The organism is Sphingomonas sp. Leaf20 (assembly GCF_001421535.1).
In the GTDB taxonomy this organism is placed as follows: Bacteria; Pseudomonadota; Alphaproteobacteria; order Sphingomonadales; family Sphingomonadaceae; genus Sphingomonas.
Map to the genome: position 1 here is coordinate 767,480 of NZ_LMKN01000009.1, position 19,848 is coordinate 787,327.

At 61.6% G+C, this 19,848-nt stretch carries 14 protein-coding genes; 10 read left to right on the forward strand and 4 right to left on the reverse strand.

Going from position 1 to position 19,848, the window contains the following annotated elements; genetic code table 11:
- Positions 1–240 precede the first annotated feature (240 nt).
- Positions 241–1,575 carry a DUF5677 domain-containing protein gene (locus ASE72_RS16860; protein ID WP_056023996.1) on the reverse strand — a complete coding sequence of 445 codons (1,335 nt, stop codon included), beginning with the start codon at positions 1,573–1,575 and terminating at the stop codon, positions 241–243.
- 157 nt (positions 1,576–1,732) lie between these two features.
- Here ASE72_RS16860 and ASE72_RS16865 point away from each other — a divergent pair, with 157 nt between their 5' ends.
- Positions 1,733–4,159 (forward strand): DUF4238 domain-containing protein, encoded by a 2,427-nt coding sequence (locus ASE72_RS16865; RefSeq protein WP_056023999.1) that lies wholly within the window; start codon positions 1,733–1,735, stop codon positions 4,157–4,159.
- A gap of 506 nt (positions 4,160–4,665) precedes the next feature.
- On the opposite strand, the gene ASE72_RS16870 is transcribed toward ASE72_RS16865, so the two are convergent.
- Both ASE72_RS16870 and ASE72_RS16875 read right to left on the reverse strand, forming a co-directional pair.
- The gene (locus ASE72_RS16870) at positions 4,666–5,391 is read right to left on the reverse strand and encodes an ABC transporter permease (RefSeq protein ID WP_056024001.1); all 726 of its coding nucleotides are present in this window, start codon (positions 5,389–5,391) and stop codon (positions 4,666–4,668) included.
- Complete coding sequence (locus tag ASE72_RS16875; RefSeq protein WP_056024004.1) at positions 5,388–6,323, reverse strand: ABC transporter ATP-binding protein; 936 nt, start codon at positions 6,321–6,323, stop codon at positions 5,388–5,390. Before ASE72_RS16875 ends, ASE72_RS16870 begins: the two co-directional genes overlap by 4 nt.
- Before the next feature lie 85 nt (positions 6,324–6,408).
- Here ASE72_RS16875 and ASE72_RS16880 point away from each other — a divergent pair, with 85 nt between their 5' ends.
- From ASE72_RS16880 to ASE72_RS21215, 3 genes are all read left to right on the forward strand, one after another.
- Positions 6,409–6,876, forward strand: a complete 468-nt coding sequence (locus ASE72_RS16880) for a DUF2975 domain-containing protein (protein WP_162235489.1) — start codon at positions 6,409–6,411, stop codon at positions 6,874–6,876.
- Positions 6,876–7,150, forward strand: a 275-nt coding sequence (locus ASE72_RS20920; RefSeq protein WP_268795910.1) for a helix-turn-helix domain-containing protein, incomplete at its 3' end; no start/stop codon positions are given. The genes ASE72_RS16880 and ASE72_RS20920, both read left to right, overlap by 1 nt.
- A gap of 7 nt (positions 7,151–7,157) precedes the next feature.
- Complete coding sequence (locus tag ASE72_RS21215) at positions 7,158–7,274, forward strand: helix-turn-helix domain-containing protein (protein ID WP_443024785.1); 117 nt, start codon at positions 7,158–7,160, stop codon at positions 7,272–7,274.
- Between the two features lie 172 nt (positions 7,275–7,446).
- Here ASE72_RS21215 and ASE72_RS16890 read toward each other — a convergent pair whose 3' ends face one another.
- Positions 7,447–8,334, reverse strand: coding sequence for a LysR family transcriptional regulator (locus tag ASE72_RS16890; protein WP_056024010.1), 888 nt, complete (start codon positions 8,332–8,334; stop codon positions 7,447–7,449).
- A 97-nt stretch (positions 8,335–8,431) separates the two neighbouring features.
- Here ASE72_RS16890 and ASE72_RS16895 point away from each other — a divergent pair, with 97 nt between their 5' ends.
- The 6 genes from ASE72_RS16895 to ASE72_RS16915 all read left to right on the forward strand — a co-directional run bounded on the left by ASE72_RS16895 (position 8,432) and on the right by ASE72_RS16915 (position 19,788).
- Positions 8,432–9,535: an aldo/keto reductase gene (locus ASE72_RS16895; protein ID WP_056024412.1), complete on the forward strand. Its 1,104-nt coding sequence runs from the start codon at positions 8,432–8,434 to the stop codon at positions 9,533–9,535.
- A 347-nt stretch (positions 9,536–9,882) separates the two neighbouring features.
- Positions 9,883–12,792: a TonB-dependent receptor domain-containing protein gene (locus tag ASE72_RS16900; protein WP_082446178.1), complete on the forward strand. Its 2,910-nt coding sequence runs from the start codon at positions 9,883–9,885 to the stop codon at positions 12,790–12,792.
- Between the two features lie 354 nt (positions 12,793–13,146).
- The gene (locus tag ASE72_RS16905) at positions 13,147–14,826 is read left to right on the forward strand and encodes a DUF885 family protein (protein ID WP_056024013.1); all 1,680 of its coding nucleotides are present in this window, start codon (positions 13,147–13,149) and stop codon (positions 14,824–14,826) included.
- Between the two features lie 461 nt (positions 14,827–15,287).
- A complete protein-coding gene (locus ASE72_RS19755; protein WP_235518150.1) occupies positions 15,288–15,992 on the forward strand; it encodes an RNA polymerase sigma factor in 705 nt (234 codons plus the stop codon).
- Complete coding sequence (locus tag ASE72_RS19760; RefSeq protein ID WP_082446180.1) at positions 15,976–16,902, forward strand: FecR family protein; 927 nt, start codon at positions 15,976–15,978, stop codon at positions 16,900–16,902. Before ASE72_RS19755 ends, ASE72_RS19760 begins: the two co-directional genes overlap by 17 nt.
- Positions 16,903–17,022: 120 nt before the next feature.
- Positions 17,023–19,788 (forward strand): TonB-dependent siderophore receptor, encoded by a 2,766-nt coding sequence (locus tag ASE72_RS16915; RefSeq protein ID WP_235532428.1) that lies wholly within the window; start codon positions 17,023–17,025, stop codon positions 19,786–19,788.
- Positions 19,789–19,848 lie beyond the last annotated feature (60 nt).

The following is a 19,848-nucleotide window of genomic DNA, read 5'->3' on the forward strand; positions in this document are numbered from 1 at the left end:
TGGTCCGCTTTCGGGCGCCGCGCCCCAGTAACGGCCGTTCGTCCAGGCGGGTGCTGACGTCTGCTGTCGACCAGAATGCGTCGTTCGGCGATCGGCCTGAGAACGGCGGCTTTCGACCCCTTCGCGCCCAACGTGACGCCCGGCTCGCCCAAACCGCCCTGGACTAGGGCGACAATCGCATAGTCAGGGCAGTCACGCGTCGCATCAGGGGGCGCGGACAGGACCATTCTCCATCTTCATCTATGTCGTGGCAGCGGCGCCGGCTCGATCGCGGCGCGGCGACCGCGATCTGGGTTTTGCGCGCGAACGGTTCGCGCGGCTAGCTACCGCAGCCCCGCGGAGCGCCTTCTCGTCTTTGGCGATCGCCCGCTCGGACTGCGCCAGCGCGCGCGGGATGCGATCATGCAGTTTGTTGAGCGCCATCAATTGCGCGATCTTGTCCAGCGTCCACGACGTCGGCAGCAACAGCATCGTGATGGGCATGAGACTCAAGGCCAGATTCTGCCCGGGCTCGACAAACCCTACATTGCTGGCGCCCGCGATCACGGCATAGTGGCGGTCGAGCGAACCCAGTCGATAGGCGATGCCCTTTGTGCTCGCATGCACATTATGGCTCGCCATCTTGTAGTGCGATCGCATCATCGCCCGGCCGGCGGCATCCTCGATATTGCTGAAATTGGGTCTCGAGTTGCCCAGATGCGTAGCGACCCAGCCATAGTCGCCGCCGAAATTCTTGCCGTAACGGCTGATCGCATCGGCATAGTCGCGCTCGATCCTCGCGGCCGCGCGTTTCGAGAACGGCGCATAGCCGAGCTTCGGATGGCATTGCTGATATTGTCCGAGACCCTTTTTCGCCTCGACGAGCTCGTGAGCGAGATAGCGTTCGGCCCGGGCTTCGCCGCCATCGCCCAGCACCATCGCGACGCAGGAGACCTCGTGCAGCGTGCGCCACCGCGCCATAGCGCCGTCGGCATAGCCATTCTCCATCAGCACCATGATCTCGGACGCGATCTGGATGGCGCGGACATGAAGGTGGGAGAGCGCTTTGTTGAGATGGGCGCGACGGTGCGATCGCGAGCAACTGGCTCGACGATGAAAATCGGTACCGATGTCGCGCGACAGCTCGATCAGCATGCGAAGCGCGTCGAAGCCTTTTCCCCAGCGCGCGTGGGGATTGAACCGAAACTGATCCATTTGAATGTCTGTTGCCTCGCGCCAATCCGCCCAGTCGCGTTCGTATCGGCGCAACATCGTGACAGCCGCGGCCTCAGCCGCGCCGTGGATCAACTCAGGTATCGTTTCACTGATCTTGTCGACATATTCCTGCGCGCGGGCGGTGTCAGCGTCGGTAAATTCGAGCACGATCTCCTCGTCGGTCTCGAATTCAACGACATCCCCGTCGTCGTCATCGTCTTCGTCAGAGCCGGCACCAAGCAGTTGATCGACGATCTGCTCGACCAGTTTTTCATTCTCGGCATGCCCGGCTGCCTTGAGCTTGTAGCGCACAAGCTCCGTCGCGATGATCCGCGGCATGGTCGCAAGTTGTTCTTCAAGCACGGATTGCAACGAACCCATCAACCGATTCCCGCTGTCTCAAGTGGGATGGAAAAGTAGCGGAACGAAAGGAAAACGACAACGGCGCAGCGATGCACGCGCCATCGTCGATTATCCGTCAGAAACAGCGGCGGGACGTTGTCGGCTTCGCGCTCGGACTATATGATCGCGATCGCAGATGGCGATCACAAGAGACAATCACTTCGTTCCGCAATGGCATCAAAGGGGCTTCCTCGAACCCGGTCGCTCGACTTTGGCCTATCTCGACCTGGCGCCGCCCACCAAGCTTCTCGCCAACGGCCGCGTCATCCACGAACGATCGCTGTTCGATGCGCCGGCGAAGCGCTGCTTCTTCCAGACCGACCTATACTCGACCTTCTTCCTGACCGAGGTGAATGACGAGATCGAGCGGAAGCTGTTCGGCGATATCGACACGCGCGGATCGCAGGCGGTCAAGGCCTTCGCGGGAACTGACATCGCCGCTTGGCACGAGCATTTCGGTACATTCTTCGAATATATCGACATCCAGAAGCTGCGGACGCCGAAAGGCCTGGCGTGGTTGCGGGCACAATTTCCTGCGGTTCACCAGAATGAGCTGATGATGGAGATGCAGGGCATCCGTATGCTCCACACCACGATCTGGACCGAGTGCGTGCGGGAGATCGTCTCCGCCGAAGATGCCGGCGTGAAGTTTCTCCTGACCGACCATCCGGTGACGATCTACAATCACGCCCTACCGCCCGAAGCGCCGCAGTGTGCCTTTCCCCATGATCCGGGGATCGCACTGAAAGCATCGCAGACCCTTTTCCCGATGAGCCGTGTCCACTGTCTCATCCTGACCAACCTTGAATATGCCGAGAATCCGTCGGTACCACCGCTGGAGAAGCGGATCTTTGCGCGCAATTTCCGCCAGTCGATGGTGCGCACGGACAAGATGATACGCACGAGGCGGCTCACCGACATTGAGGTAGCACGCATCAACCATGTGCTCAAAGCGCGGGCTCAGCGCCATATCGCCGCCGGCAAGCGCGAATGGCTCTACCCCGAACAGCACGCGAGCGAATCATGGGCCGACCTTGCCGCAACCCTGCTCCCGCCGCGTGACGAGCTTTGGCATTACGGCGGCGAAACCTATGTGGGGTTCGAGGACGGCAGCGTCCGCTACCAGGATGCCTACGGCCGGACCGAGAAGGAGCGGGAAGCTCTCAAGAAGGTCCCACCGGCAAAGGAACTGGCTCGGGGCGCGCCCTGCGGCTGCGGGCCGGGACGTCCCTACCGCATCTGTTGCAAGACAAGGCCACCTGCGCTGCGGCCAAGCTGGACAGAGCGAAGCATTCGCGAGCGCAATCTGGTCCTTCATCGCGGCATCCTGTCGATCCTGGGTCTCGACGCGGGCAAGGACTGGACAGCGGTCAGGCGCGAGTTGACTGATGACCAGATCAAAGAGGTCTACTTTCTCTACGAGGCGCTCTGGCCGCTTGAAACCGACCTGCTCGCGCTACTGCCCAAACCCGACGGGCGTCCGCGCGCGGTCTACACCGGATCGCTTCACCCACAGTCCATCGTCGAATTCGCGCTGGGCGCGTCGCTCTATTTCGGCGAGCTGATCGTAGAAACGCCGTTCGTCCATGCCGGAACCATGGCTCAGAAGTATCGGCCGACCGAGCATCCGCGCAGCTATCATCTCGAATTTCTGAAGGCCGTGGCCTTCTTCCTCAACGTCTTGCCGCTTGTGGACGCCGGACTGATCAACCTCATCCCGGACCCATGGACCTTCAACTACCATCTCCGCCGCGAAACCATGGCAATGGCGCAGAAGCGCGCCGCTGGCATCGACATCAGCCTGCGCGGAGAATCCCGGCTGGAAGATTTGATGCGTGCCGACTTCATGCGCGACACGCTGATGTGGCCCCGGGACGCGCAGGAGGCTCGGCTGCGGGAGAATTTTCCCGATCTCGATGCGACCGGCATTGCTGAAATATGGTCCGAGTTGGAGCGGCTGAAGGAGGAAGACCCGCTGACGGCGCTGCAGGATGGCATCTTCGACGGGGGCAAGGACGGCGGTCAGATGCGCCTGATCCAGATGGGGCCAAATTTTGAAATCGCCATGTATCTGGCGCAGGCGACCGGGGCCTCCATCGTGACCGACAGCGCCTTCCGCTGGCGGGAAATTCTCCGCGCGGCGCGACCGAAGGCGGAAGCGCCGCCGGCTCGTCTCAGGCAGCTCGCCGGAAATCTTGCCGACGCCGCCTTTCTGTTTCCCGACAACCCGGATCGCATCATCCAGTTGGCGCGGGAGGGCATATTGTCGGGCTATCCCACGCTGTTCGGCGAGATGTTCCGGTATCTCGCCACTGTTAAAGATCGCGGTCCCCGGTCGAATTTCGAGGCGGGCCTCGCTTCCCGGTTCGCCAGTACGCACACAGCCGCCCAGAAGGTGCTTCGCAAGCTAGGAGACGTGGGAAATGACGGCGGAATTTCGTGCGTCTTTGCACCGACGGGCATCCAGGACAACACGATTAATCGCCTACTGCTTATGTCGAGTTCTGAGCACCACCTGCCGATGGTGCCGATGGCCTTCTACATTCAGCGCATGAGCGCTTAGTGTTGATCGCCTGCTACCCGTTCAAACTGGAGAGCCAGGGCGGACGCATGAATGATCGGCAACCATCGGTGATGCTGGAACTCGGAAGGGTCGGTATCTCAGTGACTGCCGACCCGACCATTGGCTCTATCAAATGTCAGCTATTCCAAGCACTCCGCCTGAACGCTGACAGGCAGAAGACGGCCAACCTCGGCGATGTCGGAGAGCCGGTCGGCGCAGCCTGGACGTCAGCTCCTGGCAAGACTTGCCATTCGACATATCACCTAGGAACGGCAGAAATGACCCACGTCCGGACATTCGCGACCAGTTTCCGGCTCCCCAACTTCAGCCGTTCATTCATCTCGAGGATAACACGGTAGTTTCCGGATAAGCGGTTCACGCCATACAAATGGNGACCCACGTCCGGACATTCGCGACCAGTTTCCGGCTCCCCAACTTCAGCCGTTCATTCATCTCGAGGATAACACGGTAGTTTCCGGATAAGCGGTTCACGCCATACAAATGGATCACCTGAAATCACGCCGCGTGAGATCGATGACCATCACGGCCAGCAAAATGACGCCCGCGATCCCACCGACGAGCGCGAATGGCACCGGGKCTTTACTCGTCACGATTTTCATCGGCAAAACCCACGGAAACCAAGCCGCCTGTTGTGTGTGCGTCATMGCTACTGCGAGGGCTACAAGCGTACCCCCGATGCCGACGCTCAGCGRCACGACGAAACTTGCGAAACGTAATGCGGACCATAGCTGGAGAAYTATCATCAGCGTAGTACCCGACCACAGGAGAAACATGGTTCGGGCCAGGCTCTGCCAAGGGATTGCCCCCACTGGAACGTGCCCACCAAGCGTCCCTCCAAGCCAAGCACCGATCCCGGTGTCCAGAAGGGCCAGCAGCGTRATGCACCCGGAGGTCACAAGCACGACGAYCGCTTTCGCCAGGAACACCTGCCAACGTCTGATCGGCAGGGCGAGGAGATGATCCCAACTACGTCCGCGATGTTCGATCTGGCCGACCAAGGTGGTGAAAGCGGCGACGATCATCGGCAGCAGGAACAGCGCCCAGATCGGGAGCAGGAACTCGTTGAAGATCGACGTCCAGCTCGACGTGCGGTCGCTGGTCATAAGCGACAGGCACGCCAGACCGCCGGGCAACGCCGGCGTAGCCAATGCGAGGAGTGCGGCCAGTGAACCGTTCAGCTTGCGRATTTCGACATCGAGGATCGTGATCATGCTGYCATCCCGTCATGCGCTTCGGCACGATCGACCGCATCCCGGTAGACGTCCTCCAGCGTGCGAACCTGCGGCCTGATCGACGAGACGGCGAAATCGGCTTCGACCAGCAGGCGGTTAGCCATCGACGCCTGATCGGATTGSACGATGCCTTCACAACGAACGATGATCGACCGGTCGTCACCTGCCGTCGCGTCCATCCCGCGCYTCCTCAGCAACRCAGATCCCGCTTCCGCCTCGCCGGAAACCGTGAAGATTATGCTGGTGCCACCCCGCAGCAGTGTGTCGATATCGTCCTGTACCAGCAGGCGCCCCTTGCGCATMACACCGACGTGATCGGCCACGTGCTCGACTTCAGTCAGGAGATGACTGGAGACGAACACGGTCCCACCGATATGTCCGGGTAGCGCACGGATCAGGGCGCGCATGGCCAARATGCCATCCGGATCGAGGCCGTTGGTGGGTTCGTCGAGCAGCAGTAGTTTTGGCGAACCGAGCATGGCTCGAGCCAAGGCAAGGCGTTGTTTCATCCCRAGCGAATAGTCTCGCACCCGCCGACTTGCCGCKGTGCAAAGATCGACGAGTTCCAGTACACGATCGACCTCTCCGTCTGGCAAACGAAGCAAGCGGCAGGTGAGGCCAAGGTTGGCCCRTCCGGTCAGATGATCGTACAGCGAGGGGCTTTCAACGAATGCGCCGACCTGCGCCARGGCGACGCGGCGTRCCATGGCCAGATCGTGGCCAAGCAGCCGTATCGATCCGGCGTCAGGGCGTAACAGCCCGAGCAGCAGGCGCATCGTGGTGGTCTTGCCCGCGCCGTTGGGCCCGAGGAAGCCATACACGCATCCCATCGGCACTTGCAGCGCCACTGCATCGACCACCGGACGTCCGGCAAAACGCTTGGTCAGTCGGTCCGTTTCGATCGCCAGCAATAGCTTGCCCCTATCATTAGATTTAATTCTCGATTAAATCCTCATCGTGGAGCGATTTAAGTCAAGGTTAAATATGGCACGGCTGATGAACGACGATCTGCAGCACAGTCGATGGCTGGCACGGCTGGCGACGATGACCTTCTGTGTGATCACGCTCGTGATCGTCACAGAAGCGGCAATSGTCGCCGTTGCGCCTCGTTCTGCTGCCGCACTAGCGTTCCTGCTCGCATTCCGTGCGCCGGTGCCGTTCTACCTATATGCGCTCTGGACAATGCGGCTGGCTTTTGGCCGGATCGCCGGTGGCGAGGTGTTCTCGACTGTGCTGCCGAGTTCTCTCACTCGACTGGGCCTGGCTCTCGCCCTCGGTGCGACCGCGACGGTCTTCGTCAGCCCGTTGGCACTGAGGCTCATGGGTGGCTATCGTCACGGTGCCTATGCCGCCTTCGATCCATCGGCGATCACAATCGGGCTCGCGGGTCTTTTCCTCGTGATCCTGTCGCGCCTGTTCTCCCGCGCGGTCATGCTGCAGAACGAATTGGACGAGATTCTCTGATGCCGATCCGGGTGACGCTCGATACCGTTCTGACCAATYGGAAGATGACGGGGAAGCAGCTGGCCCAAGCGGTGGGCCTCAGCGAGACGCAGCTTTCGCTGTTCCGGTCCGGCAAGGTGCGCGGCATCCGGTTCGCAACACTGGCCCGGCTATGCGCCGCTCTTGATTGCCGACCAGGCGACCTCGTCGACTATGATTACAATCCGAAAGACCTGCACAACGACGATGCTGCAGCAGCGCTATCGTATCTAAACGGTCCTCGGGCGCCTGACATNCGCGGCATCCGGTTCGCAACACTGGCCCGGCTATGCGCCGCTCTTGATTGCCGACCAGGCGACCTCGTCGACTATGATTACAATCCGAAAGACCTGCAAAACGACGATGCTGCAGATACCTGACATCCTACGTGTTTTGTCCCGGCTACCGCCTCGACCCAAAAACCGACATTCGAGCCCGTCTTGCGGCTTCCGAACTTAAGACGTTCATTCATAGTCGATGCGGATGTTATATGGCGGTCTTACCGACAGAATACACGATCGGCGCTCCTGGCAGCCTCGCCCGATGCCGGGACTAGGCGCGCATCGCGTCGACAAAGGCTCGGAACGCGACGGTCGGCTGACGCCGGCTTGGATAATAGAGGTGGTTTGGCGGCAGGATCGGCGCCCAACCGGCAAGCACCTCGACGAGTGTGCCATCGACCAGTTGCCGCTCCGCGTGCGGTATCGGCAGACAGGCGATACCGAGCCCGGCCACCGCGGCGTCGCGCATCACGTCGACGTCGTTTGTGACGAAGTCGCCGCGGATGGTGCGCTCGAACGCACGCCCGTCGCGTTCGAATTCCCAGCGGTGAACAATGCCCGACGAGGTGTGCCGGTAACACAGACAACGGTGCGCCTCGAGATCGTCCGGCGCGGCGGGCGGGACGCGATCGGCGAGGTAGATCGGCGAGGCGACGTAGACGAGAGGAACCGGGCCGCTGATGGGGACCGAGATCATGTCTGCCTGCAGCGTCATCGCATGCCGCACACCGCAGTCGAACCGATCGGCGACGATATCGACGAGGCCGTCCTCGACGACAAGCTCGACAGCGACCGCGGGATAGGTGCGCGCGAAATCGGCAAGGCGAGGCAAAATCGCGTAAAGCGCGGCAGGACGATGCGCACTGACACGGATGCGCCCGACCGGCTTCCCGCGATCGCCGTCCAGGTCGCCCAACGCGGTTTCCACCGACTCGATCGCCGGTTTCAGACGGAGTAGCAGGGCTTCGCCCGCCGGGGTCGGCGCGAGCGAGCGCGTGGTCCGGTCGAGCAAGCGGACGCCGATCTTCGTTTCGAGCGATCGCATCGCATGGCTCAGCGCGGATGCCGACAGACCGAGACGCGTTGCCGCGCGCGCAAAGCTGCCCGCCTCAACGATCGCTGCGAACACCGCGAGTCCGGACCAAAGATCGCGATCCATTGCTGAATATCCTTCAGCGACCCATGCGCCGCAGCCCGTCTAATCCTCCGGCGTCTTTGCGTCCATGTTGGACAGGACACAGTGCAGGACGCTTTTGATGACCCTCGAAACCTATCGCTCGCTTGGCCGCTCCGGTCTCCTCGTCAGCCCTCTGGCGCTCGGGACCATGACCTTCGGCACGCCCCGCTGGGGGCTGGACGAAGCCGGCAGCCGCGCCGTGTTCGATCGCTACACCGAACTCGGGGGCAATTTCATCGATACGGCCGACGTCTATGCCGGTGGACGATCAGAGGAGATGGTCGGCGCCTTTGTTGCCGATCGCTCGCTCCGCGACCGGACCGTGATCGCGACCAAATCCGGCTTTGCGACCGGGCGCGGCTTCCATGCCGGTGGCAACGGCGCCCGACACATCCTGGCGGCAGTCGACGGTTCTCTGCGCCGCCTTCGGACGGATTTCATCGATCTCTACTGGGTGCATGTGTGGGACGGGGTTACTCCGGCCGAGGAAATGCTGCGGACGATGACCGCCCTCATCGCGGCGGGCAAGATCCGCTATTGGGGCATGTCCAACACGCCGGCCTGGTATGTCGCCGAGCTCGCGACGCTGGCACGGATGCAGGGACATGCTGGGCCGATCGGGCTCCAGTATTTCTATTCGTTGGTAGAGCGTGGCGTGGAGAACGAGCATATCCCGCTCGCGCGATCGGCAGGGTTGAGCCTCGTGCCGTGGAGTCCCCTCGCCTACGGGCTGCTGACCGGCAAATATGATCGCGCCACGGTTGAGGCAGCGCCGCGGCGGCAGGGTGGCGTCCCCAATCGCGGCGATACTACGGCAACGATGCGGCCCCAGGATGACAAGCGGCTCGACGGCGACAACCCGTTTGGGGACACGCTGTTCACCGACCGGAACTGGCGAATTCTCGACGTGCTCAAGCGCGTCGCCGGAGAGCTTGGTGAGACGCCCGCGCGTGTTGCCCTGGCGTGGGTAGTCGGCCGGCCTGGCGTCGTATCCACCTTGATGGGCGTCAGCCGATCCAAACAGGTTACTGACAACGTTATGGCGCTCGATCTGCATCTGCCGCCGAAGCAGCGCGCCGCGCTCGACGATGCGAGCAGCGGCAACCAGCCATTCCTTTACGGCCTGTTCGAGCCGACAGTGCGAAATCAAGTCGTGTTCGGGGGTGCCGATGTTCGCAGCTAATGAAGGAGGACCCACATTCGGACGTTCAAAGCCTGTTTTTGGATCGCCAGCCTCTGCCGTTCATTCATGTTTACGGTGTCGCCTGTCCGGGCAAAGGAGCGAGGCTTGAAGAGGGCAGGTGACCGGCAAGGTTCCACCGTCGATCCCATACTGCGCTTCTTGGATTGAGAACGCACGATTTGACGCCAGCCATCACCCAAACCGCTTCGCCCCTAAATTCACATGATGTTGCAGATATGCAACGGCCGTTGGAACTTCGCAACAGAGGCACGGCCACAAAAAGACAGTCTATTGCGCCGCAGCACATTTTCCGAGACACCCCCGTTACATAATAAGGGGGCCTAACAATGATGAACCTGACCTTGCTGCGCGCGGGCGTATGCCTGCCTGCCATGCTTCTTGCGGCCGCTGGCGCACACGCGCAGGCGGTCGACGTGGGACCCGCGGCTGCCGTAAGCGCTTCGAACAACGAAGCGGCGGACACGCCCGACGACATCATCGTCACCGGGTCACGCATCCGTCAGAGCCCCCTCGAACAGCGCTCCCCTGTCGTCACGCTCGACTCTGCTGCACTTGCACAGACCGGCCTCACCTCGGTGGCGGATATTCTCCAGCGGCTCCCCAGCGCTGCGGGTGGGTTGAACACGAAGGCGAACAATTCAGGAAACATCGGCAACCCGCAGGATGGCGGCGGAGTCGGCGCTGGCTCGGCCGAGATCGACCTGCGATACCTGCTTGCCAAGCGGACGCTCGTGCTGGTCGACGGACTTCGCTACGTCAACGGTGCGTCTGCGAGCGGCATTCCCGGCACGGTCGATCTGAACACCATTCCCAACAGTTCGATCGAGCGGATCGAGGTGCTGCAATCGGGCCAGTCGCCGCTGTACGGCTCGGATGCCATTGCCGGCGTCGTCAACATCATAACCAAGGCCAACCAGCAGGGACTGCGCATGTCCGGCCAGTTCGGTACGTTTCGCGCAGGGGATGGCCATTCCTATAACGGCGACATCAGCTACGGCGTGAAGGGCCCGAACACATCGCTCGTCTTTGGCGCGAGCTACGTTAAGGAAGGCAGCGTCCGTACGAGCGACCGGGCCGGTTCGCAATTCCCCAACCCGGGGCAGACGACCTGCCTCGATCCTCGCGGCGGTTGCTCGGGCGCAGCTCTGGGCGGTCGCATCGTCTTCAACCCTGGCAACGCCATCCGTCCGCAGGGCGGCACGCTCACGGTCCGCCAGAACGGACTGACCAGTCGCGGTGTTTACGATCCAACGCTCGTGGGCGGGGATTTCCGCGCTTTCACCGCCGCGGACCGGTTCAACTTCTCGCCGTTCAACTATTTCCTGACCCCGTCCGAACGCTATGGTGCGTTCGTGAGTTTCAAGGGCGAACTTGGCTCCAATATCAATCTGCGGGTCAAGACGGTGTACAATCACCGCAACTCGCAGAACCAGGCCGCCTTCCTGCCCTTGAACGTTGGCCCCGACGCGGGAACCGGCACGCTCACCGACCGGATCTCGATCGACGCGACCAATCCGTTCAACCCGTTTGGCGTTACGTTGTCAGCCGGTGGCGCCGGCCAACCCCCGGCGAACTATGCCTTGGTCGGACGCCGCCTCGTCGAAGCGGGACAGCGCACCTACAATCAGAGCGTCGACACGATGTCGGTCACCGCGACGCTGGACGGCAAGTTCCAGGTCGGCGGGAAGACGTTCTACTGGGACGTGAACGCGGTCCAGGGCTTCAATGACGCCAAGCAGGTGTTCACGGGCAACATCAATACCCAGCGCCTCGCGCAGGCACTTGGCCCGCTTTCGCAATGCACGGGCGAGTGCGTGCCGTTCAATATCTTCGGTGGTGCCGGTTCGATCACGCCGCAGATGCTGGCCTTTGTCGGCTTCACCGAACGCGCCAAGAGCAACCAGGAATTGCGCGATTACACCGCCAACCTCACGGGTGAACTGTTCGACCTCCCCGCCGGTCCGATCGGCGTCGCGGTCGGCTACGAACATCGCTACCAGAAGGGATCGTTCACTCCCGACGCGTTGATCCAGGCCGGCTTCGGCGCTGACATTCCCGCTCAAGCGGCCAGCGGCGCGTTCAACTCTGACGAGCTCTACGGCGAAATCCGCGTGCCGCTGCTGAAGGACGTGCCGTTCTTCAGTTCGCTGGAAGCCTCGGGCGCGGTTCGCCATGTGAACTATTCGATCAGTGGGAGTAACACCACCTATACCGGTACAGGGCTTTGGAAGCCGATCCCGGATCTGCTGCTGCGCGCCTCCTATGCCACGGGATTCCGTGCGCCCAGCATAGGCGAGTTGTTCGGCGCGCAGTCGCGTTCCGATATCGGCATCCCCGATCCGTGCAGCAACATCGCCGGCTCCCGTTATCAGGCTTCCGCCACGGTGCGGACCAACTGCGCGGCCAACGGCGTTCCCACGAACGGCAGCTATCAGGAGCCGACGGGCCAGCTTGGCGTGACGACCGGCGGCAACAGGGCGCTCGCGCCGGAAACCTCGAAGACGTGGCTGTTCGGCGGCGTGCTCAGCCCGGCGTTCATGCGCGAAAGCGGCCTTGCCAGCCAGTTCGCGGTGGAAGCCAATTATTACGACATCAAGGTATCGGGGGCGATCGCCTCGACCAACCCGCAGGTGACGTTGGCGCGGTGTTCCGAAGCGGGCGACGCGCTGAGCTGCGCGAACGTGGTGCGCAGCAGCAGCGGGCGTATTTCGAGCATCGTCGGCTTGTTGCAGAACATCGGGCAGATCCGGACGCGCGGCATCGACCTGACGCTTAACTACCGTTCGCCGCAGACCGGTGCGGGCATCTTCGGCCTGTCGCTGAACGGCAACCACCTCATGAAGTACAGCGAGACGACGCCAACCTCGACGGGGTTCAGTGCGATCAGCTATCGCGGCACTACCCGCGGTTCACCAGACCAGTCCTATCCCAAGTTCAAGGGAACGGGTGTCGTCAGCTGGAGCATCGCCGACGTCGAGGCGTCGTTCACCGGCCGTTACATCAACCATGTCCGGGAGAATACGGGCGCCCGGCTGGACAACACCTTCTACGGTGACGTGCAGCTGACCTTCTCGCCCGCCTTCCTGGACAGAAAGTTTGATTTCACGGCAGGCGTGCGCAACGTGTTCAACCAGGATCCGCCGGCGTGCACCACCTGTACCGGTCCGAACTACGATCCCACCACCTATGATGTCCCGGGGCAGTTCGGCTATCTGCGCCTCTCTTACCGGATGTGATACGGCCGTCGGATAGCTCAGGTGACCTTGGATAGCCTGACCGCACTTCGAGGAAGGACGTCGTGCCTTCCTCGAAGTCCGAACGACCTGCATTCGTCCGGCATTTGTCCAAGGATAACATTTGGCGCGAACTGTGCCTTTCCTTGGACATCGGGCACTGACATGACCGCTACAACGCTTGTTGAAAAATGCCGTTTTTTGGATCATGCAACATCTGCAAAACAGCAGCGGCTGTACTTGCAGATCTGCTTCAAACCGGACTCTTTGCCGCGCATCTAGACAGTGATCGGCAATGATGGCGCGGCCGTCAAACGGACTGCCGGGCTTCACAATGCGAGAGGAGGGCGACCCAAAATGCGGCTATGGACCTGGATCATCGGCCTGGGGTGTCTTGCCGGGCTGGCGACGGCACCCGCCGCGGCAACGCCCGATCGCACGCCACCGCCTGCGGCACTGGTCCGCCTGTTCGACGCGTGGCGCGCAGCCGCCGCACCGCCGCGACGGGATGGCGTCGCCGACTTCAGTTCGGCCGCGCTGGCCGGGCAGGCTGCGGAACTTCGCCGGTTGAAGCATCGCCTCGCGGCCCTCGATCGCGCGGGCTGGCGCCCGGCAGCCGTCGCCGATGCCGCCCTGATCGAAGCCGAGATGAACGGTCTGGATTTCGATCTGCGCGTGCGCCAGCCTTGGGCGCGCGATCCGAGCTATTACGCCACGGTTTTCGGTGAGGAAAGCGACGTCCCGGCGCATGAAGGACCATCCGCCGATGCGATCGACCTGTTCCGCTACGGCTACCCACTGGCCCCAGGCGACGCCCGCGATCTTACCAAGCGGCTCGCGGGTGTGCCCGTGTTGCTGGCACGTGCTCGGGTCACATTAGCGGACGGCAATGCCGCAGACCTGTGGCGCTACGCCGGTCGCGCGCTGGACGAACAGGCCGATGTGCTGGCTGCGCTGGCCGCCGGCACGCTGACGATGCGGACAATCGACGGGCCGAAGCGGGGCACGCTGGCCGGTGCCGGCGCGCCAGTACGCACCGCCGCCCTCGCCGCCGAGGCAGCAACCCGTGAATTTGCGCGCTGGGTCGCCGTGCAGGCACCGACGAAGACCGGCTCGTCGGGAATCGGGAAGGTTAACTACGACTGGTATATGAAGCACGTTCAGCTCGTGCCGTATGACTGGGACGAGCAGGTCGTGCTGCTACAGCGCGAACTCGATCGCGCTTGGGCCGGACTGGCGATGGAACAGGTGCGCAACCGTTCCCTCCCCCCGGTGACCGCGATGACCGACCCCGCCGCCTATCGCAGCTTCGCGGCCGAGCGGATGAAATACTTCACCGATTTCGTCATTGGCGTTGGCTTCGTGCCCGATCGACCCTTTTACCGAGGGGCGCTGGCCGCACAGACGGTCGATTATATACCGCCTGCAAGGCGTAACTTCTTCCATCACGTCACCGCGCTCGATCCGCGTCCGCTCTATGCGCACGACATCCATTGGGTCGAACTGGCGCGGATCAGGCAGGAACCGCACCCGGACCCGATCAGACGGACGGCGCCTCTCTTCAACATCTTTGCCGCGCGTTCGGAAGGGTTCGCCACCGCGTTCGAGGAACTGACGATGCAGGCCGGCCTGTACGACGATAGCCCGCGCGGTCGCGAGCTTGTCTGGATCATGCTCGCCAACCGCGCCGCGCGCGGGCTCGCTTCGCTGCACGTTCAAGCAAACACAATCGATCTCGCGGCTGCTGGCCGCTTTCATGCAGCATGGACGCCACGCGGCTGGTCCGATCCCGACAATGTGCTCGTCGGCTTCGAACAGCTCCTCTACCTGCGCCAGCCAGGCTACGGCACCAGCTACGTCACGGGCAAGCTGTTGCTCGATGCCCGCATCGCTGCATTTTCGCAGGAGGCGGACCGTGCCCATCGTACGCCACCATCTGCCGCCGCGATGCTGTCCGACATCGCGGACCAGGGCATTCTGCCTTGGCCGCTGCTAGCGCAGCCGTCGGGCGACTCCACGCAAGCTGAAGGGAAGTAAGGTGACCGAGAACGAGGGTGTCCCATCCATCAATTGAGCGGAGTTTACGGCTCTATTTGATTCGCCCACAGCTTGAGGGACACCCATTGATCGGTAACTCAACCCCGATTTGGGAAGTGTAGCTCTCCAGAATGGACCCACAAGTGGACACTCACGAGCCATTTCCTCTTTCCACATTTCTGCCGTTCGTTCATCTTCAGCCTGCACGAAATGTCGCCGATTTTCGAACTCAGAGCGGCTTTGTACGCGAGAGCCATCCCGTCCAATGGTCATGCCTGAGTGAGACGCATTCGATCTATCAGCGGTGTGGATGAGCGTCGAAAGCGAGCCCCTGCAGCTAGGGAAACAACCGACTGCAATCTTTTGAAATGTCGGTCAGGAAAGGGTTCTGATCGGCGCCGATCTTGTCCCCTACCATGTAGGTTTTCGAGGTAGTTCCATTAAATTAGCGATACTTTGCCATGGCAGAGCTTTCGACGCCTATCCACAACCGGCGCCATCGAATGATGGGAGCACAGATCTGGTCTTCGCTCGGTAAAATCGTGACGGAAATATCGGGGCCATGCATCTATGTTGTGGTCAGGAGTGAAATGAGGCACGTAACTACCGAACTCGTAAACTGGGTTGCCCAGCGGATTCTGCCGCATGAGCCCGAGTTGCGACGGTGGCTCCGGGCCGGATTTCCTGGCGTTGATGTCGATGATGTCGTCCAGGAAGCCTATTGCCGGTTGGCCGCGTTGGCAGATTTCAAGCGTGTAGAGGATCCGCGTCGTTATCTGTTTCAGACAGCACGCAACGTGGTTCTGACCGAGCTACGCAGGGCTCGCGTCGTGCGTATTGAGGCCGTTGGAACCATTGCCGATCTCGAGCTTGCGCTAGCTGCCGACCATCTGTCACCTGAACGTATCGTCGCAGGGCGGGGACTATTAGCGAAAGTCGAACATCTTCTAGCCGCGCTTCCAGAGCGAAGCCGAACCATCTTTCGCATGCGAAAGGTCGAAGGACTGTCGCAACGGCATATCGCAGAAGAATTGGGCGTGACTGAGATGATCGTTGAGAACGATCTGGCACGGGGATTAAAAGTTATCCTTAGTGGCCTTTCAACAGATGACAGGGCAGACTTGCCATCGCGAAACGAAAGGAACCGCAATGCGCGACCATCCTGACGCTATCGACGTTGCTGCAGCGCGGTGGGTCGCGCGGCTGGATCGCGCACCAGACGATGCGAACTTGGCAGGCGAGATCGACCGTTGGTGTGCAGAACATCCGCGCCACGTTGGTGCCTTGCTGCGTGCCCGTGCTGTTTGGAGTGGGTTGGACGCGGCCGATGCCCGCATAGTAGAGAGACCGTTATTCTCTCGTCGGCGAGTACTGACGGTCAGCGGGGGCTTAGCGGTTGCTGCCGCGGCCTTAGGCGTGGTCTGGCTAGAAACGCACCGCAGTATGGGCATAGAAACAGCTGTCGGTGAACGCCGTCTAGCCAGGCTTGAAGACGGATCAACCATCGTTCTCAACACCGCTAGCCGGACTCGTGTGCGAATGACGCCGGAGCAGCGGTCGGTAGCGCTTGACGATGGCGAGGCCTGGTTCGCGGTAGCAACGGATCATGCTCGACCGTTTGTGGTCTCTGCGGGCGACGTGCGGGTTCGTGCGGTTGGAACGGCCTTCGCGGTTCGCCGTTATCTGGGCCGCGCTGAGGTGACGGTAACGGAAGGGCGTGTTCGAGTCTGGTCGGTTGCTGCCCCAGAACGCTTCGTCATGTTAAGCGCTGGCAAGCAAGCAAGCGTAGCAGATGTGTCCGGTACCGCCGAAACCGTCGTCGCAAATGCGAAGCCCGCCGAGTCATTAGCCTGGCGACAGGGTGAAATCATACTCGATGGTATGACTTTTGGCGACGCTGCAGCCGAGTTCAACCGGTACAATAGGCGACAATTATCCGTCGATACACAACTAGCCGAGCGCAGGATCGTGGGTTGGTTTCGCACCGATGATCTGGACGGGTTCGCACGCGCGGCTGCGATAATGACGGGTGCGAAGATCGAGAGAGACGGCACTGATTTACGGATCGTAAAATAAATCTCGCAAATCCTGACGGAAACAGGAGCGCGACGCATCTTCCCTGCAGACGCGCTAAAGACGCGGTCGGCAGATCGTAAGGGGAGGATTATAATGCGTTCGCAGTTCTATATGGGCCTTATGTTGACCAGCGTCGCGGTTGCCGCATCGCCAGCAGTTGCTTTCGGACAGACCCGAAACTTTGATGTCGCCGCCCAGTCGGCATCGACCGGTATCGTCGCATTCGCACGCCAGGCGGGCATCCAGATCATTGCGCCTGAAGACGCTACGCGCGGTCGACGGATCGTCGCAATCAAAGGCAATCTTGCAGTCGCCGACGGCCTCCGCCAGATCGCTAACGCCTCCGGTCTCAAGATCGTGTCATTCAATGGCCGCACGGCTGTGCTCGCGACTGGGGTTATGGCGGCACCCCGCTCGACAACTCAAGTATCAACCGCAGTTGCGCAGGATACAACCGCTCCAACTGCGGTGGGCGCATCTGATGAGAACGCGGACATAGTCGTCACGGGGCAAACATCCCGTAATCGAGCTCTAATAACATCGTCAGCTGATATTACGCTAGCGTCGCGCGCCGATATCGACCGCAAGGCTCCGCGGTCGACCGCGGATATGCTTGAACTTATCCCCGGCATTTTCGTCGAGTCGACCGCGGGCGCCGTATCGAACAATTATTCGGTGCGCGGCCTGCAAGGTGGCGGCCAGCGCTTCATCCAGCTGGAAGAGGACGGCATACCGATCCTGTACAGCGGCGGCGGTGCCGACTTCTTCTTCGACCAGGACCTGACGATCGATCGCCTCGAAGCGGTAAAGGGTGGCTCGTCAGGCGTATTGACCGTCAATGGTGCCGGCGCGACGATCAACTTCATTTCCAAGACGCCGAACTTCACGCGTACCGAAGCGATGGCGCGCGGCAGCTACTACAATTACGGCCAGAAGCGCGGCGAACTGTACCTGTCGTCGCCCATCACCGACAAGCTGGCGTTCAACGTCGGCGGCTATTTCCAGTCGAGCCCTGGCGTGCGCGACAACCCGTTCGACTATCGCGGCTGGCGCATCAAGGGCGCGCTGGAATATCGCCCCGAGGCCGGTGGCTATATCCGCATCTCCGCCAAGGGCGGCGATATCGAGAATGCCTTTTACGCGGATCAGCCGTACCGCTTCATTGATGGCGAGCCGAGCGGTATCCCGAGCCTCAGCACCCAGTTCGGCAATGTCGGCGGTGATGCGTTCAAGAGCATCCAAGTCCCGGTCTCGACTTTCGCGAATCCTAGCGGCTTCCGCGAATTCCGCTATCAGGATGGCATCAAGGCGAAGACTGCTCAGTTCCGCATCGACATGGAAACGCCGGTCAGCGACAGCGTCAACCTGTTCCTCCACAGTCGCTACCTGAAATACTCTTACGACTTCAACGGCCTGTTCCCCGGCTCGGGCACCGGGAACGCCGGTCTGACCAGCGCCGTCAACTATCTGACGCCCGGCGCCGGTTCGCCGATCAACGACCTGCTGACCGCGGGGCGAACGGCGTTTCCGACCGCGACGCGCTTCGGCATCCGCAACCTGCGGACCGGCACGGTGCTGGGCAGCAACCAGACCACGGACCTGAATGCGCTGAACGGCAACGGCTTCCTCCAGCGCACAACGCTCAACCACGATTACATCGACGGCAAGGATTTCGGTCTCAACGGCGGCGGCACGTGGGAATATGAGAGCGGCGGCTTCAAGAACTCGCTGACCGTCGGCGCGATGTATTACGACGTGACACGCGAGCAGGACCAGTCGGCGACGGCAAGCGTCGTCAACGACGTGCGGTCGAACAGCGACATCTACGACATCGTCGCGCTGAACGCGGCTAATGGCGTCGTCGGTACGCTGTCCGATAACGGCCTGGTTTCGTATGGCGACTGGGGCGCTGGCATCCGCACGCGCAAGGACTCCACCGTCTCGTTTTATGCCAATGACGAACTGTCGATCGGCGACCTACATCTCGACGGCGGCATCCGCTGGGAGCGCGACTCTGCGACGTTCCTGGACGGTCAGGCAGCGGCGGTGAACCAGCCGGTGCAGCCAAACGTGCCCGGGCTCATCCGCACGGTCGGATCGACCTTCGACGGGACCTTTGCACGGACGCAGCGGACGCAGTCGAAGGCAGCGTACACCGCCGGCGCGAACTATCAGTTCACGCCGAACCTCGCGATCTACGCGCGCTATGCGAACGGTTTCCAGACCAACAATACCGATCCTATCACGACGATCGAGCTGTACGAGGCTGGTGTCCGCTATCAATACCAGCGCTTCATCAGCGGCTCGGCGACCGTTTTCCAGACCAACTTCAAAAACCAGAACTATAACTTCGCCAACCCGACCAACCCATCGCAACAGCAGAACATCAACGCCGACCTGCGCACGCGCGGCGTCGAAGTGGATGTGAACGTCCGTCCGATCACGTGGTTCTCGGTGGATTTCCAGGGCGTGTTCCAGCAACCCAAGCTGCTCAACCTCGAGATCGACGGCGTTAGCCAAGGTGCGCAGTACGAAGGCAACCGCCCCGAACGCACGCCCGCCAAGCTGTTCACGATCACGCCAGCGATCAAGCTGCCGAATGGCTTTGGCGAAGTGTACGGTCGCTACAAATATGTCGGGCGCATTTTCGCCGATGCCGGCAACGGGGTCGCGCTCCCCAGCTACGGCGTGACCAGCGCGGGGATCACGATCAACGTCAACGACCGGATCCAGGCGAACTTCAACGCCGACAACATCTTCAACGTCGTTGGCCTGACCGAGGGCAATCCGCGGCAGGGCCAGACACAGGCGGTAACCGATGGCTATTTCTATGCCCGCGGCATTGTCGGCACGACCTATGGCGGATCGGTCACGCTAAAATTCTGATCGACCGACGATGTGAGGGTTCAAACGGGGCGGCGAGCAGGCAACTGTTCTGCCGCCCCT